This is a genomic window from Streptomyces cellostaticus, assembly GCF_001513965.1.
GTDB classification, from domain to species: Bacteria; Actinomycetota; Actinomycetes; order Streptomycetales; family Streptomycetaceae; genus Streptomyces; species Streptomyces cellostaticus.
This window is the reverse complement of sequence record NZ_KQ948026.1, coordinates 98,474-116,907: the sequence shown is the minus strand read 5'-3', so window position 1 is coordinate 116,907 and position 18,434 is coordinate 98,474. Positions and strand designations below refer to the sequence as shown.

At 69.7% G+C, this 18,434-nt stretch carries 16 protein-coding genes; 7 read left to right on the top strand and 9 right to left on the bottom strand.

All coding sequences use genetic code 11. The features are described from left to right. Positions 1 to 58 precede the first annotated feature (58 nt). The 3 genes from AQI88_RS23090 to AQI88_RS23080 are packed head-to-tail and all read right to left on the bottom strand — an operon-like array spanning position 59 to position 4,485. A complete protein-coding gene (locus AQI88_RS23090; RefSeq protein ID WP_317933597.1) occupies positions 59 to 1,594 on the bottom strand; it encodes a long-chain-fatty-acid--CoA ligase in 1,536 nt (511 codons plus the stop codon). 5 nt (positions 1,595 to 1,599) lie between these two features. Continuing rightward, positions 1,600 to 2,847: a 5-aminolevulinate synthase gene (hemA, locus tag AQI88_RS23085; RefSeq protein WP_067002536.1), complete on the bottom strand. Its 1,248-nt coding sequence runs from the start codon at positions 2,845 to 2,847 to the stop codon at positions 1,600 to 1,602. 54 nt (positions 2,848 to 2,901) lie between these two features. Next, positions 2,902 to 4,485 (bottom strand): class I adenylate-forming enzyme family protein, encoded by a 1,584-nt coding sequence (locus AQI88_RS23080; RefSeq protein ID WP_067002535.1) that lies wholly within the window; start codon positions 4,483 to 4,485, stop codon positions 2,902 to 2,904. Between the two features lie 730 nt (positions 4,486 to 5,215). Between AQI88_RS23080 and AQI88_RS23075 the strand changes: the two genes are divergently transcribed. Next, positions 5,216 to 8,419: a tetratricopeptide repeat protein gene (locus AQI88_RS23075; RefSeq protein WP_067002533.1), complete on the top strand. Its 3,204-nt coding sequence runs from the start codon at positions 5,216 to 5,218 to the stop codon at positions 8,417 to 8,419. A 63-nt stretch (positions 8,420 to 8,482) separates the two neighbouring features. On the opposite strand, the gene AQI88_RS23070 is transcribed toward AQI88_RS23075, so the two are convergent. Both AQI88_RS23070 and mca read right to left on the bottom strand, forming a co-directional pair. Then, complete coding sequence (locus tag AQI88_RS23070) at positions 8,483 to 8,743, bottom strand: hypothetical protein (protein WP_079057742.1); 261 nt, start codon at positions 8,741 to 8,743, stop codon at positions 8,483 to 8,485. Then, positions 8,736 to 9,617: a mycothiol conjugate amidase Mca gene (mca, locus tag AQI88_RS23065; protein ID WP_067002529.1), complete on the bottom strand. Its 882-nt coding sequence runs from the start codon at positions 9,615 to 9,617 to the stop codon at positions 8,736 to 8,738. Before mca ends, AQI88_RS23070 begins: the two co-directional genes overlap by 8 nt. A gap of 106 nt (positions 9,618 to 9,723) precedes the next feature. On the opposite strand from mca, the gene AQI88_RS23060 reads away from it, so the two are divergent. Both AQI88_RS23060 and greA read left to right on the top strand, forming a co-directional pair. Further along, entirely contained in the window at positions 9,724 to 10,122 is a 399-nt protein-coding gene (locus tag AQI88_RS23060; RefSeq protein ID WP_067002527.1) for a DUF4307 domain-containing protein, read from the top strand. Positions 10,123 to 10,293: 171 nt separating this feature from the next. Continuing rightward, on the top strand, positions 10,294 to 10,794 hold the full coding sequence (gene greA / locus AQI88_RS23055; protein ID WP_067002525.1) for a transcription elongation factor GreA: 501 nt from the start codon (positions 10,294 to 10,296) through the stop codon (positions 10,792 to 10,794). A 65-nt stretch (positions 10,795 to 10,859) separates the two neighbouring features. On the opposite strand, the gene AQI88_RS23050 is transcribed toward greA, so the two are convergent. The 3 genes from AQI88_RS23050 to ilvA form a co-directional block, all read right to left on the bottom strand. Continuing rightward, entirely contained in the window at positions 10,860 to 11,717 is an 858-nt protein-coding gene (locus AQI88_RS23050) for an ABC transporter permease (protein WP_067002523.1), read from the bottom strand. Further along, on the bottom strand, positions 11,714 to 12,697 hold the full coding sequence (locus AQI88_RS23045; protein WP_067002521.1) for an ATP-binding cassette domain-containing protein: 984 nt from the start codon (positions 12,695 to 12,697) through the stop codon (positions 11,714 to 11,716). Before AQI88_RS23045 ends, AQI88_RS23050 begins: the two co-directional genes overlap by 4 nt. A gap of 253 nt (positions 12,698 to 12,950) precedes the next feature. Beyond that, on the bottom strand, positions 12,951 to 14,180 hold the full coding sequence (ilvA, locus tag AQI88_RS23040) for a threonine ammonia-lyase (protein ID WP_067002520.1): 1,230 nt from the start codon (positions 14,178 to 14,180) through the stop codon (positions 12,951 to 12,953). 161 nt (positions 14,181 to 14,341) lie between these two features. Here ilvA and AQI88_RS23035 point away from each other — a divergent pair, with 161 nt between their 5' ends. The 3 genes from AQI88_RS23035 (at position 14,342) to AQI88_RS47080 (ending at position 15,761) form a co-directional block, all read left to right on the top strand. Beyond that, positions 14,342 to 14,848 carry a MarR family winged helix-turn-helix transcriptional regulator gene (locus AQI88_RS23035; RefSeq protein ID WP_208615880.1) on the top strand — a complete coding sequence of 169 codons (507 nt, stop codon included), beginning with the start codon at positions 14,342 to 14,344 and terminating at the stop codon, positions 14,846 to 14,848. 132 nt (positions 14,849 to 14,980) lie between these two features. After that, the gene (locus AQI88_RS47085; RefSeq protein ID WP_067002517.1) at positions 14,981 to 15,487 is read left to right on the top strand and encodes a sigma factor-like helix-turn-helix DNA-binding protein; all 507 of its coding nucleotides are present in this window, start codon (positions 14,981 to 14,983) and stop codon (positions 15,485 to 15,487) included. A 25-nt stretch (positions 15,488 to 15,512) separates the two neighbouring features. Further along, a complete protein-coding gene (locus AQI88_RS47080) occupies positions 15,513 to 15,761 on the top strand; it encodes a hypothetical protein (protein WP_067002515.1) in 249 nt (82 codons plus the stop codon). 12 nt (positions 15,762 to 15,773) lie between these two features. Here the strand turns inward: AQI88_RS47080 and AQI88_RS23020 are convergent, their stop codons facing one another. Beyond that, on the bottom strand, positions 15,774 to 16,928 hold the full coding sequence (locus tag AQI88_RS23020) for a cystathionine gamma-synthase (protein ID WP_067002513.1): 1,155 nt from the start codon (positions 16,926 to 16,928) through the stop codon (positions 15,774 to 15,776). Between the two features lie 218 nt (positions 16,929 to 17,146). On the opposite strand from AQI88_RS23020, the gene AQI88_RS23015 reads away from it, so the two are divergent. After that, positions 17,147 to 18,265, top strand: a complete 1,119-nt coding sequence (locus AQI88_RS23015; protein ID WP_067002510.1) for a hypothetical protein — start codon at positions 17,147 to 17,149, stop codon at positions 18,263 to 18,265. Positions 18,266 to 18,434: the final 169 nt, after the last annotated feature.

Genomic DNA, 18,434 nt, shown 5'->3' with positions numbered 1-18,434 from the left:
ATAGCACCCGCAGCCGTGCCGCGGGTGCTACGCCGATGTGATTCTGTTTCGTTTGCCGTTACGAGCTGACGGCCGGCTCGTATTTCGAGACGAGCATCCGCTTGAGAACTTTCCCGCTGGACCCCAACGGGAGAGCGTCGATGAACTCAACTCGACGTGGGTACTTGTATGCGGCGAGACGCTGTTTGCCCCATTCGATGATCTCTTCATCCGATCCAGAGGTGACTTCCTCAGGCCGGGCAGGCACGACAATCGCCCAGACCTCCTCACCGAGCACAGGGTGCGGAACACCGATCACCGCAACCTGCGCCACGGCCGGATGCCCGACGAGGATCTCCTCGATTTCGCGCGGATAGATGTTGTATCCGCCACGCAGAATCAAGTCCTTCTTACGGCCCACGACCGAAAGGTAGCCGTCGCCATCCAGCCTGCCGAGATCGCCGGTGCGGAACCAACCGTCGATCAGAACCTCAGCGGTGACATCCGGGCGACCGAGATATCCGGCCATGACGTTCGGGCCGCGCACCACGATCTCGCCCACCTCACCGACGGGCAGGAGATCGATCCCGTCGGCATTCGGCTGAGCTATACCGACAGTGATGCCGGTGATCGGAACACCTACTGTTCCGGATCGAAAAGTCACGCCGGGATAGTGATAGGCAACGCTGCAGGAGGTCTCGGTCATCCCGTAGCCCTCGTACACAGGACATCCGAACGTGCTGCGGACATCCTCGAGGGCCTTGACCGGAAGCGCCGATCCCCCGCTGTACACGCGGTCGAGCCGAGGAACCGGCTCTCCCTGGGCCACCGCATCGAGCAACTTGAAATACATGGTCGGCACGCCCATGAACACCGTGCATCGGTGTTCCGTCATCAACGCGAGGGCCTCCCGTCCGGAGAACCTCGGCATCATGACGATGGATATGCCGGCGCGGAATCCAGTCAGCATGCCGCAGATCTGGCCGAAGCCGTGCGACAGCGGAAGACACCCGAGCAGTACGTCGTCACTCCGGAACATGTACGGAGTGGCGACCATCCTCTCGACGTTGTACAGAATGTTCCGGTGGGTGAGCATCACCCCTTTCGGCTCACCCGTCGTACCGGACGTGTAGAACACGACCGCGACATCGTCGGGTTCCCGCACCGCCCAATCGTCGATCGGCGCCGTGTCCTGTGCCGCGCTCTCCAGGTCGACCGTGCCCGCGGGACCCGGGCCGACGGTGAGGAGCACCGTGCCGAGCGGCTCCGCCGCCTCTCTCGCCCGGGCGAGCAAGGAGGCGGCGCACACCAGAAAACGGGCGTCGGCATCGGTCAGTACGTGATCGATCTCCGACGCGGTCGACATGACGCTCAGCGGGATCGCGACGGCGCCGGCCGCCAGCACGCCGAAGTACACGACGGGAAACTGCGGGGTGTCGACCAGGAGCATGGCGACCCGGTCTCCTGGCCGTACCCCGTTGGCTCGCAGTACGGAGGCGTAGCGACGGGCCTGTTCCCACAGCCATCCGTAGTTGAAATGCTCGGACTCGTAGATCACGGCCGAGTGGTCGGGCCGCTGCGCCGCCGTGTCGGCCAGCACGCCGGCAACTGACATGGCCATTACGGCAGCAGTCCGTCTTTCGCGGCGGCGCGGGCGCTCGCGGTCGGGATGTTCAGTTCCTTCCAGATTCCATGAAGGGCCTGGGCGAATTCCTCGACATCCTTCTGCTCGTGCGCGGCAGACGGAGCGATGCGCAGGATCTCCTCGCCCGCGGGCACGCTGGGGGCGTTGATGGACTGGACGTAGATCCCGTGCTGCTCGAACAGCAGCTGGGACGCCCGCTTGCACAGCTCGTCATCACCGACGAAGGCTGCAACGATGTGGGAGTCCGTCGAAATGAACGGGATGTCGGCCTCGATCAGAAGGCTGTGCAGGAGCTGCGCGTTCTCCGAGAGGGCCTTTCGCTCGACATCGGAGGACCGCAGGTACTGAACCGACGCCAGCGCACTGGCCGCGACCGCCGGCGGCAGCGAGGTGGTGAAGACGAACGAGCGGGCAAGCGTCCGCACCGCGTCCACGAGGGCCGCCGGTCCCGCAATGTAGCCGCCGACGTTTCCGTACCCCTTTGCCAAGGTGCCCATCACGACCGTGAACCGGTCGGCGATGCCTTCCTGCGCGGCGATGCCGGCGCCCTGCGGGCCGTACATGCCGACCGCGTGGACCTCGTCGATGAAGGTCGTGGCACCGTACTTGTCCGCAATGTCGGCAATCTCGGCAAGCGGTGCGACGTTGCCCGACATGGAATAGACCGATTCCACGACGATGAGCTTCGGGCAGTCGGCGGGAGCGGCCGCGATCAGTTCTTCCAGGTGGGCGACGTCGTTGTGCCTGAAGACGTACTTCTTCGCGCCGCTGTGCCTGAGACCGTCGATGATCGAGGCGTGGTTCTTCGCGTCGGAGAATACGAGGGTGTCCTCCGGCAGCGCCGCCAGCACGGTGAGAGATCCCTCATTGGCCGTGTATCCCGACGTGAAAAGGAGAGCGGATTCCTTGCCGTGCAGATCCGCCAGCTCATTTTCGAGAAGGACGTGATAGTGGTTGGTCCCACCGATGTTCCGGGAACCTCCGGAGCCGACGCCATGGGTGTTGATCGCGGCCTGCATGGCCGCGATGGCCTGGCGGTTCTGGCCCATTCCCAGATAGTCGTTGCTGCACCAGACGCTTACTTCCGAATCCACCCCATCGCGCCGCGCAGTGGCCATGGGGTAATCACCGGAACGACGGCCTATCTCCAGGAACTCGCGCTTGCTTTCAGCGAGATCTTCGGCGGTTTTGCCATTCAGGTATGCTGCCAGGTGGGCGTTCATTCACTCGCCTTCTCGACGTAGCGGTTGGATTGGTGTGCGAACCAGCGGTCTGCGCTAGGCATACTGCGACCTCAGGAGCACTTTGTCGGGCTTGCCGCTGCTGTTCATCGGCAGCGTGCTCAAGACATTTATCTTCTCGGGCACGTGAATCGGGGAAAGCGTCTCGGCAATTCTCGCGCAGATATCTTCCACTTCGACCACCTCGGCCGGATCGCATTCGATTGCGGCGTGGATGTGATCGCTGCCGTCGGCGTCTCGCACGCCGTAGACGGCGGCGTGCCGAACACCCGGGTGGGAAAGAATTTCCCCCTCAAGAACTATGGGATGAACCTTGACGCCACCGACCTTGATGACGTCGGCCACCCGGCCCAAGAGAGTCAGATATCCTCGCTCGTCGAGATAGCCGATGTCTCCGGTGGAATACCAGCCGTCCCGAAGAACTCGCGCGGTCAACTCGGGGTCGCCGTTGTAGCCGTCCATCATCTGAGGCGAGCGGACGTGAACCTCACCGGTCTCCCCCGCCGTCAGTTGCGCACCCGATTCCTGGTTGCAGACGACGATCTCCACCCGGGGGAAGGGCCGCCCGACGGTAGCCGCAAGCTCCGGGTCGCCGTGCTCCGAGGGTGTCAGGGTCGTGATGCGACCGCACTCGGTCGCGGCATACCCCTGCCACAGCACAGGACCGAAAATCTGAAAGCCCTGGGTAATTCTGGCGGGTGCCGCGGGGCTGCCGCCGTAGACGATCCGCTTCAGTGATGACAAGCCCGCGGCTTCCACCGCGTCACGGTCGCGGATTCCCCGCTCAAGCAGCAGGTCGATGATGTGGAACACGTGGTTCGACGCCATGAACGTCCACGAGATCTCCTTCTCCACGGAGACGGTGTCCACGAAATCCTTGGCATCGAAGCTCTCATGGAGATAGAGCGCTCCGCCCAGGGCGAAGACCGCGTCCGCCATCGGGGCAACGCCATGGCTCAGCGGGGTCACCACCAGGAGCGACGCGCAGTCGGCCGAGCGGCCGAGCTCCATCCATGCCTGCATGGTGGCTTCCCACGCGCGGCCCGCTATCCGGATGCCTTTGGGCCGTCCCGTGCTGCCGCTCGTGAAGTTGATGACGGCCAGCGCATCCGGATCCCATGACACGGCGTCCGGGGTATCGGCACCATCGGCCTGGCCGGCCTCATCGCGTTCCTCATGCTGAATTCGCGTGACCGGAATCCCACTGGCATCGGCGAGCTCTGCCGCGCGCTCCGAACATTCGGCATCGGCAAAGATGGCTACGGCTCCGGTGTCACGCAGGATTTGGATCTGGTGATCCAGCGGAAGGACCGTCGTCCTGGTACCAGGATTAGTGGTTCGCAAATAGCACACGCCGCCGCCGAGCAGATGTGTCGCATACCGCACGGTGAGCGTCTCAGGGCTGTTGGGTGCGACCAGAATCGCGACTACATCCCCCTTACCCACTCCGCGGTTGCGCAGCGCAAGGAACGTTTCAGTCACGGACCGGATCAGGTCACCACCGGAGAAGGACTCGCCACGCCAATGAACGACTTCTCGATCGGGCGCGGCTGCGAGCAGTGAAAGGATCTCCGAGACATAACTTCGACTTGCACGCCACCAGGGCTCGGGCAGGCTCATGGGACTTCCTTTGATTTTGCCAACCACAACGACGGTGTCCAACTGGGCGGTTCAATCTTCGCCGCGCAGTTGAATTAAGCGGCAGCTCGTTCGACTGGCTATAACGGAGTATCGGAGGGAATCCCGATCGGGGTAGCCGTTCGGTGCGCGCCGAACGGCTACCCCGGGCGTCGGCGTGAGCGGCCGGCTCGGCCGGTGATCACGCGGGAGACGGCCGGCGAGCTTCTCGCGAGCACGGCCGGCGGTGATCCGGGAGGTCGTGGGGACGCTCCGGGGCCCGTGCGCGCCAAGCGGATCGTGCCGGGGATCGGCCTTGCGGCCGAGACCGCGAAGACCGGGGGAGCGCGCGCGAAGCTGAAGCGTCTGGGCGAACGGGGCTGTACCGGTCTGCCCAACTCGCCCTGTAAATCGACTCCTCGCGTGAAATCTGATCACGGGTGCCGGGCGGGTTCGGGGTGGTCTTTCGAGTGCGGGCAGCAGGGTGTGCCGGGTGGCCGTCCGGTGCGGGTTCTCCGATGTCTTCCGGGTCGTGGGCGGGTAGGCCCGGGTACTGGACCGACAGCACCGGCAGATCCACGGGTTCACCCGGAATGGCACCCGGGCGGCATGGCCCTGCGCAGGGAGTTGCCACCCAACCCTCACGTACTCGGTGATCGCCGCCCCCTCGCCTTCCCGCCACCCCCGAAGCACACTCGTAGGCAACGGAGTTGCCGCCGGAGGGGGACGGGACATGCGGGACGACCATCGGGCGGAGGCCGAGCGGCTGCTGGCGCGGGCCGTGGAGGAGGAGGTACGGCGCCTGGGCGGGCGGACCGACGGGCGGCTGCTGCTGTCGCGGGCGCGCGGTGCGCTGGACGCCATCGCGCAACCGGCCGCCGAGGAGTACGAGGCCTACACGCGCGCGCTCGACGAGGCCGGGGCCGGCCGCCTCACCTTCGGCCAGCGCTACGCACGCGAGGGTGCCGGCACCGCCTTGCTGGTGGCCGCCGTCGCCGCGGCGGGCGCAGCGGTCGCCGATCTGACCCTGGGCACCGGCGTCGGCACGGCGGTCGGCGCGGGCGTCGCCGCGGGCGTGGTGGGTGCCGCCGCCACCCTGGTGAAGGTGGCCGGTTCCCATCTGCCCGCCGCGCACCATCGCGCGGGCGCGGCAGGGCAGCCCGGCGGCCCGGAGCAGCTGCGGTTGCAGTGGCTGACCGCGCTGGAGGTGCGCGGTGTCCGTCCGTTCCTCGACCAGCAGCGGGTGCTCAGTGCCTCCACGGGCCCGAAGCAGCCGGGCGGCCCGCCGCTGCGCGGCTCGGACAAGAGCGCGGCGGCCCGCAGGCGTACGGTGCTGGAGCAGTCGTTCGGCCAACTTCCCGAGCCCGACGGCCCGTTCGCGGGGCGCCGCCAGGAGCTGGCGCGGATCAGGCAGTGGGCGCAGGCGGCCCGTGCGGCCACGGAGACCCGGCCGACAGTGGTCGTGCTGCACGGCGAGCCCGGCTCCGGCCGTACGACGCTCGCGGTCCGCGCGGCGCACGAGCTGAGGGACCACTTCCGGGGCGCGGTCGTCGTGGACCTGCGCGGCGGCAGCCGGGAGGGGCCGGCGCTGCCCACCCGCGACGCCCTGCTGCACCTGCTCAACCGGCTCGGCGCGCCGCGCGAACAGCTGCTGTTCCGTGAGCGCTCCTCCCCCGACCAGCAGGTCAAGCGGCTCGGCGAGCTGTACCACGGGCATCTGACCGGCCTGCCGGTGACGATCGTGCTGGACGACGCCTCGGACCCGGAGCAGGTGCGTGCCCTGGTGCCCGAGCGCTCCGACAGCCTGGTCCTGGTCACCGCCCGCACGCCCCTGGAGCTGCCCGCGGACCTGCCGGCCCGGGTGCACCACCTGCCGGTCGAGGCCCTGGACGCGGTGGGCGCCGAGGAACTGCTGAACGCGGCCGCCGAGGACGCTTCGGGGCCGTACGACGCCGAATCCGCCGACCTGATCAGGGAGTTGTGCGGGGGCCTGCCGCTGACCCTGCGCGTCGCCGGCTCGGCGCTGGGCCCGCGCTCGCCCCGTCAGCTGGCCACGGACCTGGACGCGTACGGCCCGGTGGAGCCCGTGGAGCGGGTGCTGTGGCTGCGCTACACCGACCAGCCGGAGACCGCGCGCCGGCTGCTGAGAAGGCTCGCGCTGGCCGGCCGTGCCTCGCTGGGCGCGGCGGCGGCCGCCGCCCTGCTGGCCACCGACGAGCAGGAGGCCACGCGGCATCTGGTCGCTCTCGCCGGGGCCGGCCTGATCGACCATGTGCGCGGCAGCCGCTACCGGCTGCACGACCTGGTGCGGGCCTTCGCCCAGGGCCGTCTGCTGGACGAGGAGGACCCGGCCGAGCGCACGGCCGCGCAGGAGCGGCTGATCGTGAACTACGCGGACCTGGCCGACTCGGTGCTGCGGCTGGTCGACGGCAACATGTCGACGCGTTCGGACCGGTTCGGCCCGCACGGCTTCACCTCGCTGGACGAGGCGCTGCGCTGGCTGGACGACGAGTCGAGCTTCATCACGGCCGCCCTGCGCCAGGCCGAGGGCGTGAACCAGGCGGCCGTGCAGAACCTGCTGGGCGCGCTGTGCGACTACTGCCTGCTGCGCGGCGACCTCTACCGGCTCGGCGAGATCAGCGAGCTGGCCCAGGCCGTGGACCAGGGTCTGCTGGTGCGCTCAGTGCAGTGGCGCACCGGTATCGCGGCCCGCCAGCTGGGCGAGCTGGACAAGGCACGCACCACCCTGGCCTCCGTCGTGGACCTCTACCGGGAGGCCCACCACGACGCGGGTGCGGCCCGCGCCCTGTGCTCCCTCGGGATCACCCTGCACCACCAGGGCAATCTCACCGAGGCGGCCGCCAGGCTCCAGGAGGCCCTGGACCTGCAGGCGGCCCCGGCGCTGGCGACGGACCGGGCCTGGACGATGCACGCGCTGGCAGCGGTCCAGCGCGACCGCGGCCGGCTGTCTCAGGCCCTGGACCTGCTGACCCGCTCCCTGGTGATGCACCGCGAGGGCGGCTCCCTGCACGGGGAGGCCTGGGCCCACTTCCAGCTCGGCCAGCTGGCGCTGCGCATGGGCGACGTACCGCGCGCGGAGACGGAGCTGCGGGCCGCCCTGGAGCGTTACGGCCGTACGCGCGACGCCCGTGGGGAGGCCTGGGCGCTGACCCAGCTGGCCCGGGCGCGACTGGTGGACGGCGACGCCTCCCCCGCCGTCGAGGGCCTGCGCCAGGCGGCAACCCGGCACAGAGAGAACGAGGACGCGCGCGGCGAGGCCTGGACGCTGTACTACCTCGGCCAGGCCCTGGAGGAGACCGGCGAGCTGGGCGAGGCGGTCCGCGACCTGGAACGTTCCCGCACGATGTTCTCCCGGATGCGGGACGTCTACGGCCTCGCCTGTGCCCGGCACCACTCGGCCCGGGCCACCCGCGACCTGCGGGCCGCGCAGACCGGCTCCCTGCGCAACTCGGGCTTCGCCCGCCAGCTGCTGGTGGACGCCCGCGCCGACTTCCAGCGCATCGGCGTCGCCCATGGCGAGGCCTGGACCTGCCTGGAACTGGCGGTGGTGGACGCGGGCAACGCCCGGATCCAGCAGGCGCTCGCCCTGTGCGACGAGGCGCTGACCCTGTTCACGTCGTCCGGCGACCGCCGCGGCGAGGACTGGGCACGCTTCCTGCGCTGCACCCTGCTGCCGTACGCGGCACCGGGCGGGGTGGAGGTGGGCACGGCGGTGGCCCAGGAGGAACTGGCCCAGCTGTCCCGCACCACGCATCCGCTGCGCGACGAGAAGCTGGGCGAGTGGATACCGGCCTACGCCCTGCTGCTGGAGCGGGGCGTGAGCCTGGAGACGGGCTGGCAGGCCTGGCGCCTCCACATGACCCCGGACCGCCACGCCCGGGAGGTGATGGGGGTGACGGTGACGGCGGGGAACTGAGGGGGCCGCCCCACGCCCTCAGGGCGGTGGGGGGAGGTGCCGGACCGGCCGGGCCCCGCCCCCTCAGCCCTGCTGTGGCTTGACCCGGCCGGAGGCCTTGCCCTGCCCGGCCCCTTCCGCTTCCTCCCCGGAGGGGACCTCCTTGAAGTCGACCTTCTGCATGTGCTTGTTCATCGACTTCATCAGGCCCCACACGGCCAGGGCCATCACCGCGAAGACGACGAAGCCGAGGACGCCGGGGGTGACCTTGTTCTCGTCGACCTCCTTGGCGAGGGGGACGAGGTGCGTCACTGCCAGGCTCACGCTTGCGCTCATGTCAGGCATTGTCGCGGATGCCCGCGAAGAGGTCGTCCTCGGGGAGGGAGGTGTCGACGAGAGACTTCGCCAGCTCGTACTCCTCCGTCGGCCAGACCTCCCGCTGCAGGTCCATCGGAACCTTGAACCAGCCGCCCTCGGGGTCGATCTGCGTGGCGTGCGCGATCAGCGCCTTGTCACGGATCTCGAAGAAGTCCCCGCACGGGACGTGCGTGGTCAGCGTGCGCTCGACACGCTCGAACTCCTTCCAGCGCTTGAGCCACTCCCCGTAGGGCGAGTCCAGGCCGCGGTCGAGCATCGCCTGGTGCAGGGCCTCGGTGCGGGGGCGGTTGAAGCCCTGGTTGTAGTAGAGCTTCAGCGGCTGGCAGGCCGGGCCGTACTCGCTCTCCGGGTACTTCTCGGTGTCCGCCGCGCCCTCGAACGCCACCATCGAGATCTTGTGGGTCATGATGTGGTCGGGGTGCGGGTAGCCGCCGTTCTCGTCGTAGGTGGTGATCACCTGCGGGCGGAAGGAGCGGATCTTCCGCACCAGCTCACCGGCCGCCTTGTCGACGTCCTCCAGGGCGAAGCAGCCGTCGGGCAGCGGCGGCAGCGGGTCGCCCTCGGGCAGGCCGGAGTCGACGAAGCCGAGCCACTCCTGCCCCACGCCGAGGATCTCGCGGGCCTCGTCCATCTCCTTCTTGCGTACCTCGTGGATGTGCTCCTCGATGTACGTGTCGCCCTGCAGCTTGGGATTGAGGATGGACCCACGCTCTCCGCCGGTGCAGGTCACCACCAGCACGTCCACCCCCTCGGACACGTACTTCGCCATGGTGGCCGCACCCTTGCTCGACTCGTCGTCGGGGTGCGCATGAACGGCCATCAGTCGCAGCTGGTCAGTCAAGACTCAATCCTTGGTCAGTCGGCGCCCCGGTGTCCTGGGGTGCGATCGGCGGCTTCTATAGTGACCGAATCGGGGGGCGAATAATTCCGGGGTCCGGAGGACGATCATGAGTACGGCGAGCACGCGGCTGCCCGAGGGCCGCTACGGCCGCTCCTCGGACGAGCGTGCCGACCGGAAGCTCAGGATCGCCGGGGCGGTGCTCGGCGCGGCCCTGCTCGTCCTGGTCGGCTACTTCGCCTACCACTACGTCGCGGAGAACAAGATCAGCGCCCAGGTGATCACCTTCGACGCGTCCGACGACGCGGTCCGGGTGCATCTGGAGGTCCACAAGGACTCGGGCGCCTCCGGCTACTGCACGCTGCGTTCCCAGGGCGCCGACGGCTCCGAGGTGGGCCGGGCGGACTTCCGCTTCACCGGTTCGGCCACGCGCATCGACAAGGTCGTCACGCTCCGTACGACGGCGAAGGGCACGACGGCCGAGCTGCTCGGCTGTCACGCGGACTGATCCATCACCCGGAATGTATAGGCCCTGACCTGCATTGATGCAATTCTGATGGCTTATGTCCTCCCCCTTTGGCCGCGAAATTGTTAGGCTCGTGGTTTCGCCCATCCAAGGAGGAACATGCTTCTGGGTAGGGCGATGCTTTGTATTCCCAGTACCGACGAGGAGCACCCTGTGACCCAGACCAGCGAGAACGTCACCTGGCTGACCCAGGAGGCGTACAACAAGCTCAAGCATGAGCTTGAGTACCTTACTGGTCCTGCGCGCACGGAGATCGCCGCCAAGATCGCGGCCGCGCGCGAGGAGGGCGACCTGCGCGAGAACGGCGGGTACCACGCGGCCAAGGAGGAGCAGGGCAAGCAGGAGCTGCGCGTGCGCCAGCTGACCCAGCTTCTGGAGAAGGCCCAGGTGGGCGAGGCTCCGGCCTCCGCGGACGGTGCCGTCGCGCCGGGCATGGTCGTGACGATCGCCTTCGACGGTGACGAGGACGACACGCTGACGTTCCTGCTCGCCTCCCGCGAGTACGCGAGCGCCGCGATCGAGACGTACTCGCCGCAGTCCCCGCTCGGCGCCGGCGTCATCGGCCACAAGGTCGGCGAGGACGCGGAGTACGAGCTGCCGAACGGCAGGAAGGCCTCGGTGACGATCCTGAAGGCCGAGCCGTACTCGGGCTGAGGCCGGCCCCCAGATTCGTATCGCGCCCCCGGTGTCCGCGTGACGCCGGGGGCGTCGTCCTGTCGTCAAGCGGTCGCCGAGCGGTACTTGCGGACGGCCAGGGTGCGGAACACGACGACGATCAGGACCGAGTAGATCAGCGAGGCCCAGACCGGGTGCTCCATGGGCCAGGCGGTCGAATGGGACTGACCGGGGTTGCCGAAGAGCACGCGGGCCGCCTGGACGGTGGCGCTGAACGGGTTCCACTCCGCGATGTGGCGCAGCCACGGGGTCATGTTGCTGGTGTCCACGAACGCGCCGGAGAGGAAGGTCACCGGGAAGAGCCAGACCAGTCCGCCGGAGGTGGCCGCCTCGGGGGTGCGCACGGTCAGGCCTATGAGAGCGCCGATCCAGGTGAACGCGTACCCGAGCAGGAGCAGCAGGCCGAAGGCCGCGAGGACCCGGCCGGCGTTGGTGTCGTGGAAGGTCCCGACCCGCCAGCCGACCAGGAGCGCGACGACGGCGAGGATCAGCAGGGTGAGCGCCGTCTGGACCAGGTCGGCGAGGGTCCGCCCGGTCAGCACCGCGCCGCGCGCCATCGGCAGTGAGCGGAAGCGGTCGATGAGGCCCTTGTGCATGTCGTCGGCGATGCCCGCGCCGGAACTGGCGGTGGCGAAGGTGACGGTCTGCGCGAAGATGCCGGCCATCAGGAAGTTCTTGTAACCCTCGGCGCTGGTGCTGCCGTCGATCTTCATGGAGCCGCCGAACACATAGGTGAACAGCACCACGAACATGATCGGCTGAATCAGCCCGAAGATCACCACCTCGGGAATTCTGGACATACGAATCAGATTGCGTTTTGCAACGATCAGCGAGTCACGGATGGACCGGCTGACGGGGTTGCCGGGCGCCGTGATGCGCACGGCGTCGCTGACGGCACTCACTTCACGGCCTCCTTGCCGTTGGCCTCGTCCTGATCGGCCGCCTCGGCCATGTGTCCGGTCAGGGACAGGAAGACGTCGTCCAGGGTGGGGCGGCGCAGTCCTATGTCGTCCATCTCGATCCCGCGGGTGTCCAGCTCCCGGATGACCTCGGCGAGCAGCTTGGCGCCGCCGGTGACGGGGACGGTGAGCTTGCGGGTGTGCTCCTCGACGGTGGTCTCGCCCTTGCCGAAGCCGCGCAGCACCTCGGCGGCGTCCGCGATGTGGGCGCGCTCGTGCACCACGACCTCGACGCGCTCGCCGCCGGTGCGGGCCTTGAGCTGGTCGGAGGTGCCCTTGGCGATGACACGGCCGTGGTCGACCACCGCGATGTCATGGGCGAGATGGTCGGCCTCTTCGAGGTACTGCGTGGTGAGCAGCAGGGTCGTACCGCCGGAGACGAGCTGCTTGATGACCTCCCACAGCTGCTGGCGGTTGCGCGGGTCGAGGCCGGTCGTCGGTTCGTCCATGAACATCACGGGCGGTGAGACCACGAGGGCGGCAGCGAGGTCGAGCCGGCGGCGCATGCCTCCGGAGTAGGTCTTGGCGGGGCGGTCGGCGGCATCCGCGAGGTTGAACTGCTCCAGCAGGTCGGCCGCGCGCTGCTTGGCCGCCTTGGCCTTCATCTGGTAGAGCTGCCCGACCATCTGGAGGTTCTCCCGGCCGGTCAGGTATTCGTCCACGGCCGCGAACTGTCCGGACAGGCCGATGGAGCGGCGGACCGTGTCGGGGTGTTTGAGCACGTCCACGCCCGCGACGACCGCCTTGCCGCGGTCGGGACGCAGCAGGGTGGTCAGGCAGCGGACCGTCGTCGTCTTGCCGGCACCGTTCGGCCCGAGGAGGCCGAGGACCGTGCCCTCGGGGACATCGAGGTCGACGCCGTCCAGTGCCCTTACGTCGCCGAAGGTCTTCACCAGGCCTTCGGCATAGATGGCGCCTGGCATGTGAGTCTCCACGTCGTCGGGGATTCTTCGGATGAGGTTAGGTTTGCGCGCTCGGTTCCGCCCTCGGTTTTCCACCTGCGGATTTCCGCATGCGATCGGGGCGGACCGACGGCCACACGACACACCATAACGCGATGTATCGCGTCTCTCAATGCATTTCCCCGAACGAATGGCACCGCCGCTCCGGGCCTCGCCCGGCCTCGGTCGAGGACGGGTGCGTCCGGTCGATGACCGTGGCTCGGTCGATGACCGCTCAGTCCATGACCGTGTAGCCCGCCTCGCGCAGGGCCTGGCCGACCTCGGCGCAGTGGGCCGGTCCCTTCGTCTCGAGGTGCAGCTCCACCTCCGCCTCCGTGAGCCCGAGCCGGGGGTCGGTCCGTACATGGCTCACGTCGAGGACGTTGGCGTCGACCACTGACAACACCCCGAGGAGCGTGGCGAGGGCGCCCGGACGGTCCGTCAGCCGCAGCCGGACCGCCAGGTAGCGGCCCTGCGCGGCCATGCCGTGCCGCAGCACCCGCTGGAGCAGCACCGGATCGACGTTGCCGCCGGACAGCACGGCGACGACCGGGCCGGGGAAGGCGCCGGGCTCGCCGAGCAGGGCCGCCACCGGGCTCGCCCCGGCCGGTTCGACGACCAGCTTCGCCCGCTCCAGGCACAGCAGCAGCGCGGCCGAGAGCTGGTCCTCGCTGACCGTGCGGACCTCGTCCACCAGCTCACTGATGATCCCGAACGGCACCAGGCCCGGCCGCCCCACCTTGATGCCGTCGGCCATCGTCGCCGGGTTGTGCACCGACACCGGGCAGCCGGCCGCGAGCGAGGGAGGATAGGCCGCCGCACCCTCCGCCTGTACCCCGACGATCCTGACGTCCGGCCTGAGCGCCTTCACCGCGACCGCGATCCCGGCCGCGAGCCCGCCGCCGCCTATGCCGACGACGATCGTGCGCACCTCCGGGCACTGTTCCAGGATCTCCAGGCCGACCGTTCCCTGACCGGCGATCACGTCCGGGTGGTCGAAGGGGTGGATGAACACCGCGCCCGTCGCGGCCGCGTACTCCTCGGCGGCGGCCAGCGTCTCGTCCACCACCTGGCCGTGCAGGCGCACCTCGGCGCCGTAGTCCCGGGTGGCGCTGATCTTCGGCAGCGGGGCGCCCTTCGGCATGAACACGGTGGCGCGCACACCCAGCAGCGCGGAGGCCAGCGCCACGCCCTGCGCGTGGTTCCCGGCGCTCGCGGCCACCACCCCGGCGGCACGTTCCTCCGGCAGCAGTCCGGCGATCCGGACATAGGCGCCGCGCAGCTTGAACGAGCCCGTCCGCTGCAGGTTCTCGCACTTGAGGTGCACCGGCGCGCCGATCAGCTGGGACAGGTACCGGCTGCCCTCCATCGCGGTCACCCGCGCCACACCCGAGAGCATCTTCTGGGCTCCGCGCACATCGTCGAGGGTGACGGAGCGCAAGGAGTCAGTCGTGCCGTAGCTCATGACTCAAGTCTCGCAGTTCACGGTCGCACACGACGGGTGTGACCAACCTCCGAGACCGGTTTGCGCAGCGCCGGTACGGCCCGCCCCCGGGCCGCGTACCCTGTCCCCCAACCCAGCAGCCTTCATGAAGCGAGCCTCCGGCCATGCCCACAACACCTGAAATGTCGATGGACATGACGACCGTCGGTGACACCGGCCTTCTCGACACCCTCCAGCACGAGGTGGCGGTGTTCGCCCGCCGTGCCGAACAGACCCGCCTCGGCGGCGTCGGGCAGGTGCGCAACTCCATGGACCGCGCCGCGTATCTGCTGCTCAACCGCCTCGACAACGAAGGCCCGATGGGCGTCAAGGCGCTCGCCGCGAGCATGGGGATCGACTCGTCCACGGTCACGCGGCAGGTGGCTCCGCTGGTCGACAGCGGGCTCGTCAAGCGCACCTCGCACCCGGAGGACGGCCGGGCGGTGGTGCTCCAGCTGTCGCCGCGGGGCCTGTCGCGGCTGGAGGAAGTGCGCTCCTCCCGGCGTCAGTTGATGGCCGAGCTGACAGACGACTGGGCACCGGAGGAGCGCGAGCAGTTCTGCACCCTCCTCACCCGCTTCAACAGCGCGCTCTCCGCCCGTATGTCGGTCCAGGGAGTGCCGTCCCCGGAGCAGCCGCCGACGGCCTGAGGCACCCGCCGCACGGGTGCGGTCCGGAGTCTTGACCTTGGGCCGCCGCTGGCCTCATATGAGACCGGGTCCTGCGTCGTACGCGGCTCATCCGCCTCGTGCCGGACAGGGCCCCCTCAGGGGGGAGGCGCGGTGCGTGATCGGCAGGCATCCCGCGATGCCCGCCGGGCCCGTGAGTTCGAGGCGTTCGTGGCGGGCGCGGGTGGGCGGCTGCAGCATGCCGCCACGCTGCTCACCGCCGAGGCGCCGGACGCCAACCCGCGCGCACGGAGGCTGCTGACGCTGGCCCTCGCCCACACCTACGCCTGCTGGGACCGGCTGCGCGGCGAGGACCCGTACGACTGCGCCCGCCAGTACCTCGCCACACGCTTCTCGCGCGGGACATGGCACCAGTACGGCGCCTTCGGCCGCGCCCGGCCCCATCCGCGCAGCCCGCTCGCCGCCCTGGCGCCCCAGGAGCGGCTGATCCTGGTGTTGCGGCTGTACGAGGGGGTCGCCGAGGAACAGGCGGCGGCCCTGCTCGGCCTGCCCGCCGAGCGCGTGCACACCATCTGCGACCGGGCGACGGCCACCTTGCTGCATCCGGCGCGCACGGCCGCCCCGCGCGCGATGGGCGGTGCGAGGGTGGCGCCGTCATGAGGCGACGGCGTGCGGGCAGACCCCGGTGAACCGGTCCGAGCGGGAGGCCGCCGCACGGCGGATCATGGAGCAGGCTCCGGCACCCGTGCCACCGGACCTGTACGGCGAGGTCGTCCGCCGCGGCAACCGGGCACTGCGGCGCAGGCGCGTCGTGGGCCGCCTGCTGTGGCTGCTGCTGTGCGCCGTGGCCGTGGCCTTCACCGTGTGGGCGGTGCACGCCCACCCCTGGGTGGAGCCGCCGTCACAGACGACTCCACCGATCACCGGCTGGTGACGCGGACAGTCCCTAGCCCAGGGCCTGCTTGAGGTCCTCCAGCAGGTCGTCGACGTTCTCGATGCCGACGGACAGGCGCACCAGGTCGGCGGGAACCTCCAGGGCGGAGCCGGCCGCGGAGGCGTGCGTCATCCGGCCGGGGTGCTCGATGAGCGACTCGACACCGCCGAGCGACTCGCCGAGCGTGAACACCTTGGCGCGGTTGCAGACCTCGACCGCGGCCTCCTCGCCGCCCTCGACCCGGAAGGACACCATGCCGCCGAACGCCTTCATCTGCTTGGCGGCGGTCTCGTGGCCGGGGTGCTCGGGCAGCCCCGGGTACAGGACGCTGGTCACGCGCTTGTGCCGGGTCAGCATGTCGGCGATCTTGGTGGCGTTCTCGCTGTGCCGGTCCATGCGCACCGCGAGGGTCTTGGTGCCGCGCAGCACCAGCCAGGAGTCGAAGGGGCCGGCGACGGCGCCCATCGCGTTCTGGTGGTAGGCCAGTTCCTCGCCCAGCGCCTGGTCGGAGACGATCAGCGCACCGCCGACCACGTCCGAGTGGCCGCCCATGTACTTGGTCAGGGAGTGCACGACGACGTCCGCCCCGAGCGACAGCGGCTGCTGGAGGTAGGGGGTGGCGAAGGTGTTGTCGACGACGAGCTTGGCGCCCGCGTCGTGGGCGACCTGGGCGACGGCCGCGACGTCGGTGATGCCGAGCAGCGGGTTGGAGGGGGTCTCCACCCAGACGGCCTTGGTCTTCGGGGTGATCGCGGCCCGGACGGCGGAGGGGTCGCTGGTGTCGGCGACCGACCACTCCACGCCCCACCGGGAGACGACCTTGGCGAAGAGGCGGAAGGTTCCTCCGTAGGCGTCGTTCGGGATCACCACGTGGTCGCCGGGGCTGAGCAGCGTACGCAGCAGGGTGTCCTCGGCCGCCAGGCCGGACGCGAACGCGAGGCCGCGGCGGCCGCCCTCCAGCGCGGCGAGGTTCTCCTCCAGGGCGGTCCTGGTCGGGTTGGCGCTGCGGCTGTACTCGTAGCCGCCGCGCAGGCCGCCGACGCCGTCCTGCTTGTAGGTCGAGACCTGGTAGATCGGCGGGACGACCGCGCCGGTGAGGGGATCCGCGGTGTTGCCCGCATGGATCGCGAGGGTCTCGAAGTGCTGACTGATCTGCCTGTCGCTCATGTCCACCGAGCGTAGTGCGCTCGGACGGGTGCTGCCGGACGGCTCGGTCGCAGGGCCCCGGCGGAAGGGTTTTCCCTGTGTGCACGGCGGCGCCGGACCGTCATCGCCCCTGGTGTACGGCGGTGGCGGCCGCCCCTGTCATGACCTGGGCCGGAGTTTTCCACAGGCCCGGCGGGCGAAGTTGGCCAATTGTCGGCGGTGTCTGGTTCGCTGGAGGCATGGCGATTCTCTGGCTGCTCCTGGCGCTGCTCATGCTGAGCTTCGTGCTGCTCCCTATCCTGCGGCGCAGGCGTGGGGTGATCGGGCAGGTTTCCCCGGGCCACCCGGACGCCGCCGACCCGGCGACGTACGGTTTCGTGCGCCAGGAGGAGCTGGACGTGCGGATGCCCGGCCCCGACCAGGCCCTGCTGGACGTCCTGGACCTGGTGCAGCGCACCCAGGACTACCGCGCGGCCGCCCAAATGCTGGCCGGCACCGAGGCCGACGGCGAGGTGCGCTGGCAGCGGGTGCAGGCCTTCGCCGGCGCGGCGGCGCTGGAGCTTCAGCAGCGGCCGGGCGGGGTGCACGAGACGCCCGGCGGACAGTGGCTCAGGGTGTGGCGGGCCGAGCAGCCCAAGGACGCGGGCGGCGCGGCGGTGCACGCCGAGTTCCTGGTGCAGCATGCGTGGCGGACGTCCACGCCGGGCACGGACGACTTCCGGATCATCATGGAGGAGGCCCGCCAGGCGTGCGGGCAGGCGGCGCTGCTGGCCCCCGGCGACCCGGTGCCGTACCTCGTCGAGCTGTCCATCGCCCGGGGCCTGGCCTATCCGCAGCCGGAGTTCGAGAAGCTGTGGCTGAACATCCTGGACCGCGCCCCGCACCACATGGGGGCGCACCTGGCCGCGCTGCACTTCTGGTGCGAGAAGTGGCACGGCTCGCGCGCGCAGGCGTACGCGTTCGCCGAGGCCGCGGCGGCCCGCGCCCCCGAGGGCTCGCTGCTCGCCGCGCTGCCGCTCTTCGCAGTCTTCGAGCACCTCCCCGAGGTGAACCTGGTCGCGAGCTTCTACCAGAGCGAGGTCGTCACCAAGGCGATGCACGGCGCGCTTTACGCGGTGCACGCGGCCCGCCCCGACGACCCGATGCTCGCCCACGTCCGCCACCTGCTGGTCTTCTTCCTGGTCCGCGCCGAACGCTGGGCGGAGGCCATGGACCAGCTCATACACGTGGACGGCCACGTCGGCGCGCTGCCCTGGACGCTGTCCGCCGACCCTGCCGCCGAGTTCGCCCTCTACCGCGCGCTGGCGGTGGCCGGCTACGAGGCGAACGGCGGCAGCCGGACAAGCCTGCCCGGCTGACCGGCCCACCGCCCCACCGCCCCACCGCCCCACCGCCCCACCGCCCCACCGGAATTGAGATTGCCCTGCTGACCTGCGGTAGGGCATACTCCGCGTGCTCCGAGTTTGCTCACGCTTTGCCCGAGCCCGCTCTGAGTCCACTCTGCGTTTCGCTCCGAGCCTGCTCCGA